This is a genomic window from Acidobacteriota bacterium (assembly GCA_016208495.1).
In the GTDB taxonomy this organism is placed as follows: domain Bacteria; phylum Acidobacteriota; class Blastocatellia; order Chloracidobacteriales; family Chloracidobacteriaceae; genus JACQXX01.
Genome location: JACQXX010000064.1, coordinates 87,938 through 104,692, shown reverse-complemented (window position 1 = coordinate 104,692; position 16,755 = coordinate 87,938). Strand labels below are relative to the sequence as shown.

Below are 16,755 nucleotides of genomic sequence, written 5' to 3'. Positions count from 1 at the left end.
GGCGTCGGTTGGGGGTTATGCGATGATACGTCCATCGATCTACTCCTTTGTTTTGGTATGTTGAGACTCGAGTTCTCATATCTTCTAACATATACAAAACAAAGGTTTAGATCAATTTTCAAAACTCGCAACCAGTTCCAACATATTTCCCCTCCCGCCACATGTGTGCCGGTATACTCTCGGGATTCGGCTTTTGAGAAATCATAAGTACCTCCTCATTTTTATTTTCTGTAGACCAATGGTGAGCATAGGTTGAATACCTTCGCCAAACGAAGCATCAACCTGGTAATCAATTTTGACTTCCAGGTTTATGTTCCCACCGACGGAGCATCCACGGCATGAGCGCAAAAACCACGAGCATCAGGTAATACACGGTGCCTGAAATTGGGTCACGGCTTTGGAAGTATTGCTCCAGCGTCAGCCCCCGGAGCCTGAGCACCATTGTAAATTCGACTGAAATCAACAAACTTACCGCCAGCAAGCCCATTCCCAATCGAACACTCGTGTCTGTCGGAATCCGAAACCGACGGATCATCCATCGCGCAACGAGAATAATTGCCGCCAGCATAAACGGCATTTCGATCAATTCGGCGTAGCGTTCGCCCAGTCTCGGCACCAGCCACAGAATCCGAATCGGCCCCAGGATAAACCCGACGCCAAAGACGAGCAGAAAATAAATGAGACCCGTTTTGAGAATTGTGAAGAATGAGTGTGGCATTGGGGTTCGAATTGAACGGAACGCTATAGCCAGCCAATCCAGCGGGAAAATGTGAAGGCGGTACCGCCCAGGAAAAGAATCGTGAAAATAAGTTTGTTGTGCCGCGCCAGCCAGACCGGAAGGTAAATATCAAAGAGGCGTTTTCAGTGGAGGGCTCGCTTTCCAGTAAACCAGGTCGGATGAGCCGTTGCACCAGCCGATTCAGTAAATTCTATTTTGTAGATCACAGTCCAAGTTCCTGTTTGACTTGCTCGAAAGGAATTCCTTTTCCTTCTTCGATTTCGCGAATGCCCTGGCGAATATTCGCCATCAATTCAGGATCGCTCAGAATTTCCATTGTTTCAATCAAAGACTCATAGAGTTCCCATGACATGACGGCTAAAACGGGTTTGCCGTGTTGGGTAATGGCAAGAGTACCCATTTCGGGAGATTGGGCAAATTGTTCTGGCAAGTCAGAAAGTCGGTTGCAAGCTTCGTCCATTGTTAAAGTCAGAGGCATATAAGATCTCCTGAATTCAGTGTAGTGAAACAGTACGGATACCTGATTGGTGCTTCAAGGTATTCGGCAGGAAACCGCGAACCGAAGAGGAAATTTTCTTCACTTGGCATTTGAGAGGTTTTCAGAGAGAATGCGTCCCGCTTTTCACACACTCTGAATCTGCACATGTTTTGTTCTCCAAAAATCACGGCTTGATCTTCGGACAAACCCAAATTGCTTTTGGTTTTGGACAGACCTGTGTGGACAGATATTTTCGGGAGTTCACATCATGCCGAATTATCATTTAAAGAATTCACGATTACTTGAAGTCACCCTCATGAATGAAAAAGTGCTGGCACTGGCTGGCGCCATGGTCGCCTATGAGGGGCAAATGAAATTTGAGAAACAGATATTAGGCGGAGAAGGGTTTTTCGGAGCGCTGCGCCGAACTGTCTCCAACGAAGGCTTAAACGTAATGACCACCACTGGATCGGGCAAAGTGTACTATGCGCACGAAGCCCGCGAATTGACGGTGATTCCGCTCCAGGGTGGCAAATTGTTTATTGAAAGCAAAAGTTTGCTGGTCTATGACGTCAGCGTGCGCACCAGTACCGCGTTTGCGGGGCTGCGTGGGATGGCTTCGGGCCAGGGCCTGTTTACCACAACCGTCGAAGGCCACGGCAATGTAGTGGTGATGTCCGATGGCAATTTAATTTGCCTCGAAGTCTCGCCGCAGATGCCGTTATTTGTTGATCCGGATGCGTTTATCGCCTATCAGGGCAACATCCAGCAGGAATTTCACTTTGATGTCAACTGGCGCACCATGATCGGCCAGACTTCAGGTGAAAGTTATCAACTCAAGTTCAGCGGCCAGGGCCTGGTCTACATTCAACCCAGCGAACTGAAATAGAAGGAATGAAGAATGAAGAATGAAGAATGAAGAATGAATACAACATCATCGCTTAATTCCTCAATTCTTAATTTCTTAATTCTTAATTCTACATTCGTTTGACCGGTAAGGAGATAAGCGCATGCCGACCTTTGAAATGATTAACAGCAAACTGTTGTGTGTCAGACTCAACAACGAAGAAGTGTTTACCAAGCGCGGGGCCATGATCGCATACAAAGGAAACGTGACCTTTGCTAAATCGAGCGGTGGCGCTGGCTTTGGCCAGGCCGCGATGCGGGTGGTGACCAATGAAAACCTGCAACTGATGGTATCGCGGGGCTCAGGCGAGGTCTTTTATGCCTACCTTGGCAAACACGTGACGCTCCTTAAGCTCAACGGCGAACGGTTTTATGCTGAGAGCGAAAGTATTCTGGCCTATGACTCACGGTTACGGGCCGGGACCGAATTTATGGGCAACCAGGGTGGAATGTCGGGGCTGGTTCGTGGTGCGGTGACCGGTCAGGGATTATTTACCACGACGCTCGAAGGCCACGGTGAACTGGCGGTCCTGTCTGACGGAGATATGATCGGAATTGATGTCAACCCATCCAATCCGGTGTTTGTTGATCCGGATGCCTACATTGGCCATCGCGGACAACTGACGTCGAGCATCAAGACCGACGTCAGTTGGAAAACCTTTGTCGGCCAGACGTCCGGCGAAAGCTATCAATTGCAATTCACCGGCAACGGCACGGTGTACATCCAGGCAAGCGAGAGGTAAGAAGGTGGACCTATGCCCAATTCCTATAACTACCAGACACTTCCATCCAACGATAACATTAATGCTTACAGCTATTGCCTCGAAGTGCGCGACGCGATGTTTATGCGCAAAGGCAAAATGATTGCCTACTACGGCAACCTTCGGTTTTCGGCGCTCGGTGACTCAATGTATGCCGTGATTGTAGATAAGGTTTTTAACGCTCCCGGCTACATTGGTGATTTTGTGATCGTCAACGGCCAGGGAAAAGTCGTTTTGGGCGACAATGGCAACAATATCGCTTCGTACAACCTGGAAAGCGGCAATCTGACGGTGAAAAGCAGCCACGTGCTGGGATTTGATTCAAGCCTGATCTGTCAGGAATCAACCCAGCCGGGCTATTTGACGCTGATGGGAACGGGGACGTTTCTGGCATCGTCCAACGGACCGGTTCATTTTATCGAACCGCCATGCCGGGTTGACGAACAGGCACTGCTCGGCTGGGCCGATTGCCCGAGCCCGTCCTATCACTACGATTATTCCTACATTCGCAACATCTTTGACGTGGTCGGCTCCATGGTTTTGGGCCGGACTTCAGGCGAAGAAAAACAAATTGACTTCTTTGGCCAGGGAACGGTGTTAATTCAATCGTCTGAAGAAGAACTGGCCGGTCGGATGAATTTACAGCGCCTGACCAGCGAGATTTCGGGCCTCGGTCAACATGACCTGAATCAGCTTTCCAGCTTTATCAACAATTTGATGCGACCAGGAGAATAAATTGGGGTTCAGGGTTCGGGGTTCAGGGTTTTCGAATCCCTGAGAACAAAATGACTCATATCAGCTCCCTTTTTTGAAAGGAAAACGGCCTGCCATTTCGGCAGGCCGTTTTGTTTAAAAACCAAAAAGAACTGATTGATCAGAACGGCTTAATCCTGGGATTAGAGAACCCTGAACCCTGAACCCCGAACCCTGAACCCCTATTCCAGCGTGGATTCGCTTTCCTGTGGTGAGACATACTGGATTTCAACCCGCCGGGGCAGAGAGCGATCACGTTCGAGCGATTGTGGCGCCGTGACTGGTTCACCATCCGGATGTGGCAGGTGATCTCCCGTAAAGTGGAGCAGCACCGCCGTGATGTTGTCGTCGCCGCCAGCTTCGTTGGCGGCATAGATGAGTTTGCGAACCCCAAGCCGCAGATCATTGCTGACTTCGGTAATGAGTTTCTGCATCTGGTCTTTGCGGACTTTGCCCGAGAGTCCATCGCTGCACAGCAGGACCAGGTCTCCCTGGCACAGGTTGATGACCTGGACGGCGACTTCAACCCAGGCATTGGCCCCGAGGGCCTGCATAATGACATTGCGGTAGGGGTGAAATTCGGCTTCTTCTTCGGTAATGGACCCCATTTCAATCAACTGGGCCACCAGCGATTGATCACGGGTCAGTTGGACCATATGCCCATTGCGGATCAGGTACGCCCGCGAGTCCCCGACCTGAGCCAGGGTCAGGGTGCTTCCTTGAATCCCGGCGGCGGTAAAGGTGGCGCCCATGCCGGAAAATTCCGGGGCTTCTTCAGCCGCCATGGCGATTTGGATATTGGCTTGTTCAATGGCGAGTCGAAGGCGCTCGTGAAACGGATAAATTTTGAGGTCGGGGTGGGCACAGGCTTCCGACATAATCCAACCTGACCAGGCAACCGCCAGCTTACTGGCAACTTCACCCGCAGCCGCGCCGCCCATTCCATCCGAAACAGCACATAACAGGCCGCTTTCCGTTGGGGTAATGGTGAAAGGATTATTTTCGGGAGGATCGGAATCTGCAGTCCAGGTAAATCCGGTCTCAAGGTCTATCACTAAAAAATTGTCTTCATTTCCACTTCGAACCCGACCAACGTCGGTCAACGCCGAGATTTTTACTGCGAGCTGACTGGTTGGGTGAACTGAACGGTCTGTCATAATCGGAATCTCCAATGTGCTGCTCGGCAAGGTGGTTTACTCCTTTGTGTCAAAATAACTGTTCTTGAATGCAGTGTAAAATACTGAATGCTATTTCAATGTATATTTAAGGGTTTGGTTGAAATTTAAGTTTTGATCCTACGTTCAAAACCTGTTTGTGTTTGCCCGGTTTGCCTCAACTCATCGAAAAAGCGATTGAGGGAAGTGACCTGAAATCAATCAGGTGGTCAAATTGTTCGACCTCAGCCACCTTCAACTTCCGGTTTTTCGGTCCGGCTGACCATCCAATCGGCAGGTGCTGGTGGCATAACTTTGATAGGCCAGAAATTTCCGGGATTTTGCCGGGTCATCTCCCCGTTCAAGGTCCTGTTCCAGTTGGTCAAGCACCTTTAGTTGTGCCCGTAATCGAAAATCGTTACCCAAATTTGTCAAAAGCGTGGCGGTCATCTGGATGGCGCTCAAAATCAACTGCTGGGCTTCCGTATAGCGCTCCGCATCAATGTGACGCATGGCCTCACGTTTGATCCGGGCAATGGTCAGCAGTCCAACCAGTTTTCGAACCTCGGGATGGGCGGCCTTTTCCGATGCGAGCCCAATCGGCAAAAACAACGTTTGACTGACACTGTGATTATCTCCCGTGGCCTGGCACTGCCAGTTGAGCCGGATTGAGACCGTCTGGGACCTGGCATTGGCTTTCAACCGGTTGGTCGCAATAACCAGGACAATCTGGAGCGGGTGACCAGCGCGCAAATTTGGAAGTCGAACCTCCTGTTTATGAACTGGTGTGAAATCGTTGAGGATTTCACGCACGTCCAACCCGGCACTCGTCATAAACCCAAGCCGGGTGGAATGGCCAATTTGGGAAATCATGCTTTCGATTTCGTCGGTCAACACGGGTTCAAGGTCGGTGGTGCGAACCACATGAAACGCGTTGCCATCGCCAGCTTCGGCCATTGGAATCAGGAGTTCTTCCTGAAAGTCAAACCCAATCCCAATCGTTGACGTCGTGATTCCACGCTGGGTTAATTCTGATGTGTGGTTCAAGATGGTTTCATGACGGGTTTCCCCGACATTGGCGATTCCATCCGTTAACAGAATGACGCGATTGATTGAACTGGCGGTGGCGTGGCGGCTGACTTCGAGTCCGCCTCGAACCCAGGCTTCGTGGAGCGCCGTTCGACTCCCACCATAAATTTCAGCCACGGCGGCCTTGAGTGCTGGTTTGTCGGTCACCAGGGTGCTCGGCACCAGGACTTCAACCCGCGTGTCAAATGTCACCAGACTGAGGCGGTCAGTTGGGAGCAGCCGATCAATGAGCGAACAGGCGGCCTGCCTGGCATGATTGAGTTTCTCAACCCCCATGCTCCCTGACCGATCCAGGACCAGGCTGAGATTTAACGGTGGCCGATGCGTTCCCTTCCCAATCTCTGGCGGCGTGACCTGCGCCAGCACATAAAAGCTCTTGTCAGAGGCTGCTGGAATCGCCGGATATTCAGAGATCAGTTCCAGTTTGGGAAGGTGTTCCATAGTCGGGTTCAGGGTTCAGGGTTCAGGGTTCAGGGTTCAAGAAAATAATCATGGACCCACACGACCAAAAGGATGAACGGGACGAATTCCCCTTTCGAAAACCCGGAACCCGGAACCCGGAACCCGGAACCCGGAACCCGGAACCCGGAACCCGGAACCCTAAATGATCTTACTTTCGGCGGCCAGCTTCCAACAGGGCATCCTGAATGCGTCGGGCTAGCCGGTGTCGGGTTGTGGCCTCGGTTGGAAATTGCCAGCCGGTCTGAATGTGCAATTCCAACCCTGGTTCAAGGTCAATTCGGGTCCAGGCGGAATGCGTTGGCTGGCTGGCGGTTACAGGCATCGTGCTGGTTTGCCGCTGGGTGGCGCCTGGGTCAACCGATTTTTCAGCCAGGAGCGATTCCAAAAACGCGGTCGCTGAAGTATCAGGCAGTTCAAAGTCATCGGGCGGTTCAGGTGACCCTGGAATTTCAAGGATCGCTTCCAGTTCAGCCGTTGATTTCCCCGTCAGTTGCTCCCGAATCTGTTTGATTCGCAAGTTTTGGGCTTGCAACCGTTTGATGACCAGCAGTTCAAGCAAATGGTGATACCCAAAGATCGAAGCCGACCCTTTCCGTCCAAGTGGTTCAGACAAAAGCGATTGTGCCAGGTAGTAGCGGACAGTTCGTTCGTCAGGCAAATCGCTGACATTGCCCCGGTTTTGAGCTGGCACCACGTGCAGAACAAGTTGGGCGGCAGCATCAGCCAGTTCAGAAGTCCCCAGAAATTGGTGTTCGGTCAATTCAGCGGTCTGTATCGTCATAAACTACCATTGGGCTAAGGGGTAAGGCTCAACTCTGGTGTTGAATTCAATAAATCAAATGGAATCAAACCTGATTTTTGAATGCCGGTTTTCTTGCCAGTGATTTATTCTTCATCTAAGGTTGGACACACTGTACACTTGAAATAATTTACTGTCAACAGTATTTTCTTGAAAATAAAGTGTGAATATTGAATTTTATTCTATTATATTGATTTAATTGATTTTAGATAGAGCAACTGATTCTCTTAGTTATCTACTGTCAACAATTCCTGATATTGGAATCTCGATTGCCACCTGGTCATTGATCACCTTGTCACTTTGTCACCTGGTCATTGGTCACCTTGTCACTTCACTCTGGGGGATGCATGTCGGTTCCGGCACGATTTCAGAATTTCAGCCGATTTCGCTGGCTGGCAATTGGCCTTGCCCTGGCCGGAGGTGTGCTTCAGATTGGTGCGCCACGCTCTCCACGAGTGGTTGAAGCCCTCTATGGGCAAGCCCTTTATCCGCTGATGGCCCGTGGCCTCTGGTTTACAAGCGGTTGGCTGCCCTTTTCACTGGCTGAAGTTCTTGTTGGGCTGGCGATCATTTTCGCTCTGGCGGGCAGTGTGTGGTTGATGCAAAAAACGTGGAAAAATCGCGCCGATTGGAAAGGATTGGTCAAAGCCGGCGGGATCAATGCGCTGGTTGCAGGTGGAATATTGCTTCTGGGGTTTCAACTCTGCTGGGGATTGAATTACGCCCGGTTGCCGGTAACCCAGCGGCTGGCGATCCCTTCGCATCAGGCAACACCTGCCGAAGTGAAAAATCTCTGCCGGTTTTTGGTTGCCGAAGCCAATCGTGCCTACGCGGAAGCCCAAACCCAGGCCGGTTCCATGTCACCAGGCGTGATGGCCATTTCCCTGGATGTGGTTCGGGCTGATCTGGAGGCTACTTTCCGTCGTGCAACCTGGATTGGACCAACGGCCCAGGGGGCGTACAGCCCCGCCAAACCGGTTTTTTTCTCGCCAGTGCTGTCATATGCCGGTATCTCAGGGGTGTACTTTCCGTTTACCGGCGAACCGAATTTCAATACTGATATGCCGGGGTGTGATTTGCCATTCACCATTGCCCACGAAATGGCACATCAACGCGGCTTTGCCCCCGAGGATGAAGCCAACTTCGTTGCTTTTTTGATTTGCATCACCGCTGAGCAGCCCTATTGTCGCTATTCCGGGTATTTGCTGGGAGCACGCTACTTGTTGCGTGATGCCTGTGAGACCCGTGATTGCTCTCAGGAACTGCTGGAGCAGTTTGCCGTCGGCCCCCGAGCCGATTTAAAAGCCGTGAGTGTGTTTTGGGCCCGGTATCGCGGCATCTGGCAGGACCTCAGCCAGCGCGTCAATCATACCTACCTGCGCGCCAACAACGTCACCGCTGGCATTGGGAGTTACGGTCTGGTGGTTCGACTCATCGCCGATTATTATCACGCCGATTCTATTTCAAGTCGCCCTTCACCCGAAAATTCAATACCGGATCAGTGAAGCCCGGTTGGAGTTGATATCAATCAATAAGCTGGTGGTTATTGGTTAGAAATCAATACTTTCGAAGAAAAACCAAGAACTAACCACTAACCACTAACCACTAACCACTCAAAGGATTCTTCATTCTGCATATGGCGTCTGTGCTTTATTTCCTTGCCCTGTTGTTTTTAGGGGTGACCAGTCTGGGCGGGCTGGTGTATTACCTGCTGGCAATTTTTTCAATTCGTCGTCTGCGTCGGTTGCAACCTGATGTACCAGTTGACCCGACAATCCCGCTGCCGCCAATTTCGCTGCTCAAACCACTCAATGGCGCCGACCCAGGGCTGGAAACCTATTTGCGAACGTTTTTCGCGCAAGACTATCCACGATTTGAGATTCTGTTTGCTGTTCGACACGAATCAGACCCGGCGGTCCCGATTGTCCGCCGTCTGTCATCTGAATTTGCCCACATTCCAACCCGGTTGATTTTGACGGGCGAGCCACCATTTGCCAACGCCAAGGTCTATAGTATGGAGTTGATGTCCCAGGCGGCGCAGTTTGACATTTTGGTGATTACCGACAGCGATGCTTCGGTCCGAACGGATTACTTGCGGCACATGGCCAGGACGTTCCAACCGACAGAGGTCGGCGCCATGACCAACCTGTACCGGGGCGTCGGGGAACTTGATTTCTGGTCAAAACTTGAGGCACTCGGCATGAGCACTGAGTTTATGGCGGGTGTGGTGGTGGCTGAACGTCTGGAAGGCATGAAATTTGCCCTGGGGCCATCAATGGCGATTCGACGTGAATGCCTGGAAAAGATCGGCGGGTTCGCGCGCATGGCTGAGTATCTGGCTGATGATTTTGTGCTCGGGAATTGGGCGGATGAAGCGGGCTACAAAGTGGCACTTTCCACCCACGTGATCAATCATCACGCCACAACCACTGGATTTACTAAAACATTTGTCCACCGACTGCGCTGGAACCGAAGTTCGCGTTTCTCGCGTCCGGATGGATATATCGGCCAGGGGTTTACCTATGGATTGGTGTGGGCCATTGGGTTAGCGGTCCTGGCACCTTTTCCCTGGAATCTGATGGTTTTGGGAAGTATCCTGCTGGTTCGGTTCTGGCTGGCGATTGAATTGGGCACGTTGTTATTACAGGACCGCTCTGTGGTTGGACGACTGTGGATGATTCCACTCCAGGATGTCATGAGCTGGGCCACGTGGCTCGGCGCTTTTTTGGGACGCGAAATCGTGTGGCGACAGGAACGCTATCGGCTGGAATTTGGTGGCCGGTTCGTCCCCGTGGTGCCAAGGTCAAAATGACAGGGTGACAGGGTGACGAGATGACAAGGTGACAAAATGAGATTGCTTTGAAAACCCTGAACCCTGAACCCAAACCCCAGACAGGAAACCGCTTATGAGCAAGCAACTTGTGAAAGGCCAGCGCATTAAACTCTCTGATTTAACTCCGCAATCACAGATTCGTCTTGATATTGCGTTATCCGGTTTAAAAGACCAGGCCCAGTTTTATTGTCTTGCCCTCAATGATCGGCAGAAATTGCTGAAATCCGAATATTTAGTGTTTTCCAGACAGCCCAGCAGTCCCTGTCAATCAATTCAGGTGGCTTCAAGCACGCCCACCCAGGCATCCATCAACGTCAATCTCAGCTCGCTGCCTGGCGAAGCCAAAGAAGTTGTGCTGGCGGTGTCGTTGGGGGATCGGACGGGGTGTCTCCTGGAAAATGCCAGCGACATCCAGAGCGGCAGCCTGGTGGTTTCAGCCGGATCGCAGGAAGTCGCCCGCTATCAGTTTTCAGCTCACGATTTTGACGGTGAAAAAGCACTGGTTTTAGGCCGTCTGTACCAGAAGGACGGCTGGCGGCTCGGACTGGTCAGCAGTGGCTTTCGGGCGGGACAAACGGCGCTGTTTGACCATTTCGGAGTGCCCGCTGGTCTGGTGACCCCAGCCGTTCCCGCACCGCCTCCACCGCCACCTCAAGCCTATGGCCAGCCGGCAGCGACGCCACAACCCGCCCTGGCACCGCAGCCGCCACTTGAAGATCAGCCGATTTTGCTTCCTGGAAAACTTCCGCCGCCAAAACCGGTCTATATGCCAGCGAATTTTCCTGGAAATCAGTCGCCAACTGTACCCGGCGGACTGACCGGTGCCGTTGGATTCATTCTGGTTGAATGCCAGGATGGACAGCACGCTTCGGGCACGGGTTTTGTCATCAATCCAGGTGGTTTTATCCTGACCTGTTACCACGTGGTGTCAGACGCCAAACGAATGGATATTTGCCTGAGCGGCACCAACTATTTGCGACCATTGCTCTATGTTGCCGGAAGCGCCCAGCATGATCTGGCTTTGCTATGGATTTCTGATTGTAACGGTGCCTTAAACTGGATGCCGCTCATTACACCCGACAATGACATTCCGCTTGGTGAAAATATTGGGCTGTTGGGGTTCCCGCTCGGCTTTGAACTTGGCATCAGCGTGAATTACACCCAGGGCATCGTCAACAGTTTGCGAACTCGAAACAGCATTCCAGTCCTGCAAATTGATGCCGGAGCAACCCATGGTTCATCCGGCGGTCCAGTTTTTCGGCGTTCAGATGGGAAAGTGATTGGGATGGTGCAGGCGATCCTGGATCAAAAAGGAATTCTGATTAACTGGGCGCTGGACATTCGAGTGTACTGGGAACTTGGCTGGCATGCCCGGTTTTAGAGATAAGGGAGTCGGATGGAAATATCATACCACCAGGGTTCAGGGTTCAGGGTTCAGGGTTCAGGGTTTGAGGTGATGAAGTGACTTGATTCCACTCAAGATGAAGACTGGGGAACCGGCAGGTACCGCTCAAGCTGGAGTATCTGGCCCTAAACCCTAAACCCTGAACCCTGAACCCTGAACCCTGAACCCTGAACCCTGAACCCTGAACCCTGAACCCTGAACGGAATTCCTACGTTGCCACTCCTTCAATCAAATCCAGCAATTCATCAAACTGATAGGCTTTGACCATGGCCCGGAGTTTGTCGGTCAGATCTGGGTGATCGCCTTGATCAAGTTGGTTGATGACTTCATAGGTAGCTTCGAGGTCGCCTTCGTTGGCAGCTTTATTGAGCGCCGTGAGAATTTCCGGTGGTTGTGCGGCCAGAAATGCCTGGAGGGCGTCCGTGTTGATGCGGTGTTCCGCTGTGGTGGACGCCAGGTCGCGATAGACAAAATTGACTCCGAGGTACTGGGTCATTTTTTCAAAAATCACTGAATCCCGAAACGGCTTGGAAATGTAATCATCACATCCCTGGGCCAGAATGGTATTGCGGCTTTCATCAAAGGCACTGGCCGTGAGCGCAATAATCACCGTGCGGATGCCGCGCCCGCGCCCGGTGTTTGGCCGCAACGTGTCTTCTTTGCGAACCCGGCCACCATCAGAACGGGAAATTTCATAGTCGCGCATTCGGATTCCAATTTCATACCCTCGGATTTTGCGAATGGCCGTGTAGCCATCCATAATCGGCATGCGCATGTCCATCCAGACCAGATGCGGATTCCACTGCATCCATAAATCAACAGCTTCCTTGCCATTGACGGCTTCTTTGACTTCAAACCCAATCGAATTCATCATTTTGACGAGCAATCGCCGGTTTTCCCATTTGTCGTCAACAATCAGGATGCGGAAGTTTGGTTGTCCTGGCTCCACGCCAATGACCTTGCGTTCAAGCTGGGACCGTTCTTCAAATTCGACTCCCATCAGCGGGATTTCAAATGAAAACCGGGAGCCCTGTCCAAATGTGCTCTCGGCTTTGATTTCACCACCCATCAACTTCACAAACGTCTGGCAAATGGCCAGTCCCAGCCCCGTACCTTCCTTCATCCGGCGTCCGGTTTCAGACTGGACAAACGCTTTGAAAACCTCGGGCAGATCGTCATCGGAAATGCCCTGACCCGTGTCGCACACTTGAAATTCAACCCGATCTTGCTTCCAGTTGACGATGAGTTCAACGGATCCGCATTCAGTAAATTTGAAGGCGTTTCCAAGCAGGTTGATCAAGATTTGCCGGAGTTTGCTTTCATCGCCCAGCACGTGTTGGGGAAGCTGCGGATCAAGGTTGAAACAAAAACGCAGATTATTTGACTCTGCCCGAGGCCGGAACATTTCTTCCAATCCCTGCAGCATTTTCTGAAGATTGAAGTTTTGCTGATTGAGCGTGACGCGACCAGATTCAATTTTTGAAATCGAAAGCACGTCATTGATGAGCGCCAGCAGGTGTTCGCCGCTCCGCATAATGATTTCAAGATTTTCGTGCTGGTCGGCTGACAGGCGCTGGTCGCGTTGCATCAGTTGCACAAATCCCAGAATGGCATTGAGCGGGGTGCGCAGTTCGTGACTCATGGTGGCGAGAAATGTGCTCTTGGCCTGATTGGCGGCAACGGCCTGATTTTTGGCGTGCAGGGCTTCTTCTTTGGCCGCCAGTGCCTGTTGTTCCGAGGTCGTTAGTTTTTCAACCTGTTCGGCAATGACCTGAGTTCGCTGGCTCACTTTTTCTTCGAGCAACTGGTTTTGGCGCTGTAATGCCTGAACCCGCCACCTGATGACCAGATACCCGGTGCCGATGGTCAAACAAAAATACAGGGCAAACGCCCACCAGGTAACCCAGGGGGCTGGTTTGACCCGAAACGAAAACGAGACCGGTCCTGAGACATTTCCAGCAAAATCTTTTCCCCAAACCCGGAAGGTGTAGTCCCCAGCCGACAAATTGGTGTATTCCTTTTTATAGTCGCTGGTCCAGGCGGTGGGTTTTTCGTCCATGCCGATGAGTTGTGTCTGGTAGAGGGTGTCGCGTTCGCGGTAGTAACTCAGCAGGGTATATTCAAACCAGAGATTGTTGTCTGAGTGAGCCAGTGTGGATTGATTGGTAACAATCTGGTCTGATCCCGTGAGCCAGACCCGCTCAATCATCAACGGACAGGGGCTTGTATTCTCAATTTCATTCGCCGGATCATAAACGGCGGCCCCATCAATGGTGCCGGCCCAGATCCGTCCTTTGCGATCCACAAATGAAGCGCCGGTATTACATTCGTTGCTCGGCAAACCGTCTTCGGTGGTAAAGACTTCCAGTCGTTGGGATTCAGGCGCATTGGGGTTGGTACTGTCTTGGGTGAGTCGAACCACCCCTTTGTTGGTAAAGAAATAAAGGCGGTCTTTGGCGTCGGTGCGGATTTGATAGGCGACGTTGTTGGGGAGTGCTGGGGTGGTTGAGTCGGAATAGTAGGTCCAGTGAGGGTCGTCGCTGGTCAGATCGAGGCAGGCGACGCCTCCGCCAAAGGTGCCAATCCATAATTCATGGCGACCGTCCCTGGTCTGGAGTTCCTGCAGCGACAGGACGTCGTTATGCGGCAGACCATTGGTGACGTCATACATGCGCCAGATCCCATCGCGGAGAGAGGCCAGTCCTTTGCGAGTCCCAACCCAGACAACGGTTTTGCCTCCGACAAGCCGGGTTTGAGCCAGGCAGCGGACGTGATGTTGAATGATAGACGCATTTTGATTGCGAATGGGGATAAACTGATCCTGGTCAAATTTGACCAGCCCGGCCTTGGTTCCAAGCCAGAGTTCAGGCGGCTGGCCAGGCAAAGCGGTCTGCACCATGCTGGTCACATGGTACAAATCATTGGTTGTCCCGAGGTGGAAGGTCTCCCAGCGATTTTTTTGAAAACGGGCCAGCCCTCGATCCAACCCGGCCCAGAGCGTCCGGTTGCCTTCAGGATCTGTTGTTTCATAAAACACATTGACATAGCCTTGAGCGAGAGGCCCGGAAACAGCCGCCCACTGGCCTTTTTCAAATTTGGCGACCCCCAGCGTGGTGCCAAGCCAGAAGGTTGAATCGCCAGTTGGGGAAACAGATTCAAAAATGCTGTAAACACTGTTACTCGGCAGCCCCGTCGAAGTGGTCAATGCGATCCATTTTCCCGTTTCCAGGCGGGCCAGTCCGCCGCCCGCTGTCCCAACCCAAAGCGTGCGAGTTCCGGTTTTGGATTGGGTTTCATGCAGGCTCCAAACCACATTGTACGGAATGCCTTCCCGCTGGCTGATGACCGTCCATTCGCCGTTTTCAAATCGGCCAAGACCCTTGCCCGCGCATCCAGCCCAGATAATCAGAGACCCCGAGGCGGATTCTGAGGCTAGCAGACAAAAAACCGTATCGTCGGGCAGGCCGGAGGCACGGGTATGGATTGTAAATTCGCCATTGTGGAGTTTGGCCAGACCGCGCTGGGTTCCAATCCATAATGCCTGCTGAGGGGTGCCGGCGCCGGTTTCAATGAAGGAAAAGATAAAATCTGACGGCAACCCCTGTTTGGTCGTGAGAACCGAAACCCGATCTTGTTCAATCCGCACCAGTCCGCTGCGTGTTCCCGCCCAGATAATTCGATTGCCGCTGGGATCTTTGGTTTCCATCAAGCACCGGATGGATTGGTCGGGCAAGGCATCTGCCGGTATGGGAAAAACCAGAGCGCTGTTTCGGAAACAGACAATGCCGCCATCGGTTCCCAGCCAGTATTCCGTTGAGCCGTCAGCCGCTTTCGATTCCAGAATGGCCCGAATTTCATTGCTCGGCAGCCCGGTTTTTTCGTCAAAGGTGCTCCATTGATCATTTTTAAGAATGGACAGGCCGCCACTGGTGCCGACCCAGAGACTTCCGTCAGCCATGGCGGCGAGGGTTCGCACATAGCTGGACGCGTGCCGGTTCGGAAGTTTTTTCACCGTCCATTTTCGCCCGTTGTAACAGGCAATGCCATCCAGGGTGCCAACCCACAAATAGCCTTTGAGGTCAAAGGTAATCGCGGTGATTGAGTTTTGCGGCAGTCCATCGCGGTCGGTAAAAACCCGGAATCCATACCGCCCAATGGTGGTAATGTCTTTGGTGATGGCACCCGAAGTGAAGCCGGATTGATCAGCCGGTTGCAAAGCGATTGGCGGAGCGGCAAAAAGTGGGTCCCCGGCCAGAAGGGACAATTCCGCTAGTGCTGGCATAAGTCCTGCCAGCAAGCAGACGAATCCGAGCAGTCGGCGGGAAACTGTCTTTGCCATAACCAGAGCAAGCCTGATTTCCTCGAAGGTATCCTGGATCCAAAGAAGGGGAATACCAGTCGAAAAAAGGTCCTCGCAATTTGTGGGATCATGTAACCTGGGCAGGATGCCGGAGCCGCTCAATACTAGCCGAAATTGAAGAAGTGGAAAACAGGAATGGCAAATTAGGGTTCGGGGTTCATGGTTCGGGGTTCAGGGCTCAGGCTGTTTTGTTCAATGGAATCAACGGGTTGCTTTAATTGATGCTGACTTCGGGGTTGAACAAAATCTCAATCAACCCGTCAGAAACTTTCCTGACACCCGGCTGAAGAAGGCAGGCGGAAGACTCGCAAGCTCAGGGCGATCAAAGGGATGAGAGGTGAAGGATGAGGGATGAAAGAAACCCACTGCTTCTACGGATTTTGTGTTGGAGACGAATCAGCCGAAACCAATGAGTCCCACCCATAAATAAAAATCTGTAAAAGTTTGATTATGGGTTGTTTATTTCGGCCATTGCACTTTCAAGGATACTTTCATCAACGCCACGTTTGCGTAAGTTCTCAACCAGTTCTGTTAATGATATTGCTCCCTCAAGCCGAGCCAAATCTTGTCTTAATCCTTGCCCAATATAGGCTCGGATTAATGGTTGATACCCTGAAAAGCCCACCTGCGGGGCGACTCGCTTCAAGTCTTCAATCACATCCTCCGGGATGCGGAGGCTAATCGTCGTCATCGGGCAGTCTTTTTGTAACCGCCGTTTTAGGTCATTGATTTTCATAGTTTTGTCTCTCCTGGTTTGTCACCCATCGGGCTGAAGACTTCGGGCTGAAGAAAACGGGCTGAAGAAAAATACTAAATAGGGTTAAATATCTTATTATCAATGGATTATAAGAATTGTTCGACCTCGAACATTTTTATTTCTTCGAAGTCTTTACCCCGTTTTCTTCAGCCCCGAGCCCTAAACCCAGGGCTGAAGACTTCGGGCTAAGGGCTGAAGAAATTGGGCTGAAGAATTGGTTTTGTTTCATCCCTCATCCTTCAGCCCTCATCCCTTTCGT

General features: G+C 51.7%; 13 protein-coding genes. 6 read left to right on the top strand and 7 right to left on the bottom strand.

Annotation, left to right across the window (positions count from 1 at the left end; genetic code table 11):
* Window positions 1–289: 289 nt before the first annotated feature.
* Window positions 290–718, bottom strand: a complete 429-nt coding sequence (locus HY774_12150; GenBank protein ID MBI4749235.1) for a hypothetical protein — start codon at window positions 716–718, stop codon at window positions 290–292.
* Window positions 719–941: 223 nt separating this feature from the next.
* Window positions 942–1,217, bottom strand: a complete 276-nt coding sequence (locus HY774_12145; GenBank protein ID MBI4749234.1) for a type II toxin-antitoxin system Phd/YefM family antitoxin — start codon at window positions 1,215–1,217, stop codon at window positions 942–944.
* A 268-nt stretch (window positions 1,218–1,485) separates the two neighbouring features.
* Here HY774_12145 and HY774_12140 point away from each other — a divergent pair, with 268 nt between their 5' ends.
* From HY774_12140 to HY774_12130, 3 genes are all read left to right on the top strand, one after another.
* Complete coding sequence (locus tag HY774_12140) at window positions 1,486–2,106, top strand: AIM24 family protein (protein MBI4749233.1); 621 nt, start codon at window positions 1,486–1,488, stop codon at window positions 2,104–2,106.
* 121 nt (window positions 2,107–2,227) lie between these two features.
* A complete protein-coding gene (locus HY774_12135; protein MBI4749232.1) occupies window positions 2,228–2,866 on the top strand; it encodes an AIM24 family protein in 639 nt (212 codons plus the stop codon).
* 12 nt (window positions 2,867–2,878) lie between these two features.
* Complete coding sequence (locus HY774_12130) at window positions 2,879–3,619, top strand: AIM24 family protein (protein ID MBI4749231.1); 741 nt, start codon at window positions 2,879–2,881, stop codon at window positions 3,617–3,619.
* Window positions 3,620–3,819: 200 nt separating this feature from the next.
* Here the strand turns inward: HY774_12130 and HY774_12125 are convergent, their stop codons facing one another.
* The 3 genes from HY774_12125 to HY774_12115 all read right to left on the bottom strand — a co-directional run bounded on the left by HY774_12125 (window position 3,820) and on the right by HY774_12115 (window position 7,123).
* Window positions 3,820–4,794 carry a serine/threonine-protein phosphatase gene (locus HY774_12125; GenBank protein MBI4749230.1) on the bottom strand — a complete coding sequence of 325 codons (975 nt, stop codon included), beginning with the start codon at window positions 4,792–4,794 and terminating at the stop codon, window positions 3,820–3,822.
* 252 nt (window positions 4,795–5,046) lie between these two features.
* Complete coding sequence (locus tag HY774_12120; GenBank protein MBI4749229.1) at window positions 5,047–6,321, bottom strand: VWA domain-containing protein; 1,275 nt, start codon at window positions 6,319–6,321, stop codon at window positions 5,047–5,049.
* Window positions 6,322–6,490: 169 nt separating this feature from the next.
* Window positions 6,491–7,123 carry a MerR family transcriptional regulator gene (locus tag HY774_12115; protein ID MBI4749228.1) on the bottom strand — a complete coding sequence of 211 codons (633 nt, stop codon included), beginning with the start codon at window positions 7,121–7,123 and terminating at the stop codon, window positions 6,491–6,493.
* Window positions 7,124–7,488: 365 nt separating this feature from the next.
* Between HY774_12115 and HY774_12110 the strand changes: the two genes are divergently transcribed.
* The 3 genes from HY774_12110 (at window position 7,489) to HY774_12100 (ending at window position 11,355) form a co-directional block, all read left to right on the top strand.
* Window positions 7,489–8,646, top strand: a complete 1,158-nt coding sequence (locus tag HY774_12110) for a DUF3810 domain-containing protein (GenBank protein ID MBI4749227.1) — start codon at window positions 7,489–7,491, stop codon at window positions 8,644–8,646.
* Window positions 8,647–8,777: 131 nt separating this feature from the next.
* Window positions 8,778–9,953, top strand: coding sequence for a glycosyltransferase (locus HY774_12105; protein ID MBI4749226.1), 1,176 nt, complete (start codon window positions 8,778–8,780; stop codon window positions 9,951–9,953).
* Between the two features lie 94 nt (window positions 9,954–10,047).
* Window positions 10,048–11,355: a trypsin-like peptidase domain-containing protein gene (locus HY774_12100; GenBank protein MBI4749225.1), complete on the top strand. Its 1,308-nt coding sequence runs from the start codon at window positions 10,048–10,050 to the stop codon at window positions 11,353–11,355.
* A 232-nt stretch (window positions 11,356–11,587) separates the two neighbouring features.
* Here the strand turns inward: HY774_12100 and HY774_12095 are convergent, their stop codons facing one another.
* Complete coding sequence (locus HY774_12095) at window positions 11,588–13,438, bottom strand: response regulator (GenBank protein ID MBI4749224.1); 1,851 nt, start codon at window positions 13,436–13,438, stop codon at window positions 11,588–11,590.
* 2,749 nt (window positions 13,439–16,187) lie between these two features.
* Window positions 16,188–16,475: a hypothetical protein gene (locus tag HY774_12090; protein MBI4749223.1), complete on the bottom strand. Its 288-nt coding sequence runs from the start codon at window positions 16,473–16,475 to the stop codon at window positions 16,188–16,190.
* Between the last annotated feature and the right edge of the window lie 280 nt (window positions 16,476–16,755).